The sequence below is a fragment of the Geobacillus thermopakistaniensis genome, from assembly GCF_000498995.1.
GTDB classification, from domain to species: Bacteria; Bacillota; Bacilli; order Bacillales; family Anoxybacillaceae; genus Geobacillus; species Geobacillus thermoleovorans.
In genome coordinates this window covers 14,013-18,706 of sequence record NZ_AYSF01000109.1, presented here as the reverse complement: position 1 = coordinate 18,706, position 4,694 = coordinate 14,013, and the positions used below count along the sequence as shown (strand labels likewise).

The window sequence follows — 4,694 nt, the reverse complement described above, 5'->3', positions numbered from 1 at the left end:
CTGACATTAAATATTGGTTAATTTTCGACAAAAAGCGACAGATAGGTGTAGCTGCACCGGCGCTTCCGTTTCCTTTTGGTCCGGGTCCCCGGGGCGGTGTGATGGTCGGCTGGCAGCCGGAAAGGCTCAGCCACTGCAAGCCCAAGCGCCGAAGCCCTCGCCTTCCGGCTCGGTCCAGCCTATCACACCGCCCTTCCCGGCCCAAAAGACTACGGGTCGCCGGTGTTTTGGGAGAGGTGGTCAAAAAAGCATTTTTGTTAGTTGATTTGATGATTTTTGAAATAAATGAAGGATTTTGAAATAAAATGTCGAATTCCACAACCGCCTGAGCCCCTTTGTGTTCAAGAGGCCTCGATTTATCCTCATGGCATTCTTATTTTCCCTTTTTCTATTTGAATGGTGTGTAAATTTTGAAGGGACGGCCGCTGTCTTTCTGCATAATGATCGCATCTCGCATTTGCATGGCTATGCGGTTGTTTCCCATGCAGGGAGGGCGTTCGGTGGAGAATTTTAAGCTCGAGAATATGGAACTTTCCCCTTTGGATCGTGCAAAGCGCCATGTGACGTTTCAGCATCGAGGCGCCTCAGGATGGATCACGCTGGCGAAGAAGGAACCGGACGGGGGATGGAGGCAGTATCACTACCAGCCCAACGAATTGGCTGTAGAACTGCCTAAATGGCTCGGAGAGGACGTCTATTTCAGTCAGAACACCTTTTATAAGCCTCAACGAAGAATCGAAAATATAAGGCAGCTGAGGGCTCTGTATGTGGATGTGGATTGCCATACGATTGGCTATGAGCCGGAGTGGGTGGTCGGGAAGCTGGACATCGAGGTATTCCATGACAATATCTTGCCTGAACCTAATCTCATCATTTTCTCGGGTCGCGGAATCGTATGCGTTTGGCTGATTGAGCCGGTCCCGTATAAGGCCTTGCCGCTGTGGAAGGTGGTAGAGAACTATTTTTATGAACAGCTTAGCTATGTGGGGGCGGACAAGAAGTCGCTGGATCCGACCAGGGTGTTCCGGATCGACGGGTCGGTCAACTCCAAGAGCAAAAAGGAAGTCGTCGTCGAGTACCGGCACGGCGACAGGTATGTCCTCCGTGACTTGCAATATGAGTACTTGCCGGAATTGACAAGGGCGGAGACAGGGAAGAAAGGAAGAAAAGGGAAACTTGTCCGGCTACATAATATCCAGACGCTGCACTATGCCAGGCTGCTGGATTTGATTCGTCTTGCGGAGCTTAGAAATTATGATCTGAAGGGATACAGGGAGCTGTTTTGTTTTTTATATCGATACTGGAGTTGTTGCCTCACTGATGATCCCGATGAGGCGCTGAAACAGATGATAGAGCTGAACGCTGGATTTAAGGAGCCGCTGTCCGAGAAAGAGGTGATCCGGGCGACAAAAAGTGCCGAGAAAGCGTGGATGGCTAAGAATGATGCGAAGGCGAATGAGGAGGCGAGGAAAAAAGGCTATCCCGGCGCCGGCTATAATCTGAAGAACTCTACGATCATTCGATGGCTGGACATCACGCCGGAGGAACAGCGACACTTGCAGACCATTATTGACGCCAATGAGAAGCGCCGGCGGAAACGGGAACGCGACAGGGCGAGGACAGGGGAGTTGCGCCGGGGACAAGGGGCGAAGACAAGGGAGGAGTACCTCGAGGAACAACGGGAGCGAACGGAGGACAAGGCATGGCAACTGCAGAAGGCAATGGAGCGACACCCTGACGCGACAAATAAGCAGCTGGCCATGATGCTTCAGATATCGGTGCGGCGTGTCCAGCAGCTTAAGAGGTTGGTCAAGAACTGACGTTCCCGTGAAATGGTTCGTCGCCCTTATATTATGGGCGTCAGCCTGCTTGCTCCCCCGACCATAAAGAAAGAATAAACCAAATTGGTTTTGTTCCAATACCTTATTAGATTGGTGGGGGGAGTCCCGAGGGTTTTAAACTTCAGATTTTCACTTCGATGAAGGGTGAAATGCAAGCGGATCGTCGCAAAAAGGATGGTAAAAGGGATTTTAAAGATTGATTTTGGACGCATAGCTGCAAGGTGAAAATGCCAGTTAGTAGTTATTATAAAGGGGATAGGTTTATTGATTAGATTTTGATTGGTGATGATATGATTATTTAGAACATAATTCTCAATGCAAATTCACCAATAAGATAAAAATTCTGCTTAGAATCAGGGGAGCGAATGAAGGTGAGGACACTGGAATGACGCGAAGGGCGGTATTGAAATAAAAGACGAGGACAAGGATCGTGTCCCTGTTCCTCGATCAATCAAAAATCTATGCAACTAAGATATACAGTTGCGACAAGGTGTCGCGAAAGCATTCCGTCGGAGGACAACGGCCACTCCTGTTGTTTTCTCACTTGTCCTTGGTGAAGACAAAAAGGAGTAGGGTGAATCATGAACAACAAGACAACCAGGTGACATAAATTTGTTTCCTGTCTTAAGTCAAGACAGTAATTGTCTGACAGAGGACAAGATGTGGAATGTGTCGCGACAGATGTCCCGATGGATTAGCGGCCGCCGGAGACGATGGACAATGAATCGCGACAGACCGAAATAATAAACGTGTCTCCCATGACAATATGGACAGTGGGTGTCCCCGGTCGGGGGATTCTGAGGACACAGCATATCATCGTGTCTTGAAAAAACGAACTTAATTTATTNCGGCCGCCGGAGACGATGGACAATGAATCGCGACAGACCGAAATAATAAACGTGTCTCCCATGACAATATGGACAGTGGGTGTCCCCGGTCGGGGGATTCTGAGGACACAGCATATCATCGTGTCTTGAAAAAACGAACTTAATTTATTTTTTGTCAGACAAAAAATTAAACACTTTCATTATCATGATCATCAAGTAAAAACGGATACTTCAGCAACATATGTTGAAATGTTCCTTTGTCTTTGAATGGGAGGAATTTACGGGACAAATTTTGATAGTAGCATCTCTGGTGAATGATTGTATTGATTATATCCAAGAACACTTTATCGCTAGGGCGGACAATTTTTGAGCATACCGGACACCTTAGTCTTCCGATAATTCGAACATTTTTTCGCCTCCTGTTTGTTTTCTATACTCCCTCTTAGCTCAATTGATGGTATAATCTTCTTGAAAAGTAAAAGGGGGAGTTTTCAATGAGGAAAATCAAGATGCTGATGGTAGCTGTAATTGTATTTATGATAGCAATACTACCGGGAATTGTAACAGACGCNTTTTTGAGCATACCGGACACCTTAGTCTTCCGATAATTCGAACATTTTTTCGCCTCCTGTTTGTTTTCTATACTCCCTCTTAGCTCAATTGATGGTATAATCTTCTTGAAAAGTAAAAGGGGGAGTTTTCAATGAGGAAAATCAAGATGCTGATGGTAGCTGTAATTGTATTTATGATAGCAATACTACCGGGAATTGTAACAGACGCAGCCCCAAAAAACATGTATGTACACTTCATCAATGTTGGGCAAGGTGACAGTATTTACATTAAAGCGCCAAATGGAGAGGACATTCTCATTGATGGAGGAAATAAAGATGGCAGTGATGTCGTCGCCTATCTTAAAAAGCAGAAGGTAAAGGACATCGAAATCATGATCGCGACTCATCCAGACGCCGACCATATTGGCGGTCTTGATGAGGTTCTCAAGGCTTTCCCTGTGAAAAGTGTGTATGCTCCAAAAGTCGGTAATACAACGCAAGCATATAAAGATTTCTTGGTCGCTGTGAAAAATAAGAAACTTACCATCAAAGTTGCTAAAGCAGATGTTGTTCTGCCAATCAAAGGTGTGACTGCGAAGTTTGTTGGACCTGTAAAATCGTACAGCACTAGCGATACAAATGACTGGAGCGCTGTTTTGAAAGTAACCTACGGCAAAAAGTCGTTTCTGTTTACAGGCGACGCCGAGACTCGAGCAGAAGCGGATATGGTTAAAGCGAAAAAGGATTTGCGCGCTGATGTGTTGAAAGTAGGTCATCACGGTGCGAAAACATCGACCAGCGCAACGCTTTTAAAAGCTGCAAAACCAACATATGCGGTAATTTCGGTTGGCAAGAATGCCTATGGCCATCCAACATCGGAAGTTTTAAATCGGTTGAAATCTTATAAAGTCAAGGTATTCCGTACCGACAAACAAGGAACGATTATCGCAACAACCAACGGAACAACGCTTACCTTCAACGTAAAACCAATTTATTAAGAGGTGGTTAAATGAAATATATCATTGATCGCTTCGAGGGTAAATGGGCAGTTTGTGAGGCGGAGGATGGCAAAATGATCGATATTGAGAAAAGCAAGCTACCCAAAAACGCCCGCGCCGGCGATGTGATTGTACAAGAGAACGGAAATTTCCGAGTGGATCAAAAAGAAACAGAGAAGCGGTGGAAAGAGATTGAAGAGTTGATGAATGAGGTGTTTGAGGAGTGAATTGCCACTTTATGCAATAATTAAAAAATAACTGTAGATGAGCAAATTCACTGACATAAATTGACAACTAAACAAAAAAGGAGACATGAACCCGATTCCTTGGTTAGAATAGATGTACCACCAACTATCCACAAGGAGGTTCATGTCTCATGAATAGATTAGCACATCACCAAGGAATCCACAAGTTTTTCTTCACGCTGGGGTTGACGCTGCAGCTTTCCAAACCGGTCATCAAGCATCTCATTCATAT

General features: G+C 45.4%; 3 protein-coding genes and 1 pseudogene. All 4 read left to right on the top strand.

What is annotated here, in order from left to right; genetic code table 11:
- Nucleotides 1-299, top strand: a pseudogene (locus T260_RS1000000140405) (hypothetical protein); the annotation flags it as partial.
- A gap of 201 nt (nt 300-500) precedes the next feature.
- Nucleotides 501-1,820 (top strand): replication protein, encoded by a 1,320-nt coding sequence (locus T260_RS122385; RefSeq protein ID WP_023634606.1) that lies wholly within the window; start codon nt 501-503, stop codon nt 1,818-1,820.
- Nucleotides 1,821-3,371: 1,551 nt separating this feature from the next.
- Nucleotides 3,372-4,217 carry a ComEC/Rec2 family competence protein gene (locus T260_RS122390; protein ID WP_011229479.1) on the top strand — a complete coding sequence of 282 codons (846 nt, stop codon included), beginning with the start codon at nt 3,372-3,374 and terminating at the stop codon, nt 4,215-4,217.
- An 11-nt stretch (nt 4,218-4,228) separates the two neighbouring features.
- Entirely contained in the window at nt 4,229-4,444 is a 216-nt protein-coding gene (locus T260_RS122395; protein ID WP_011229480.1) for a DUF3006 domain-containing protein, read from the top strand.
- Nucleotides 4,445-4,694 lie beyond the last annotated feature (250 nt).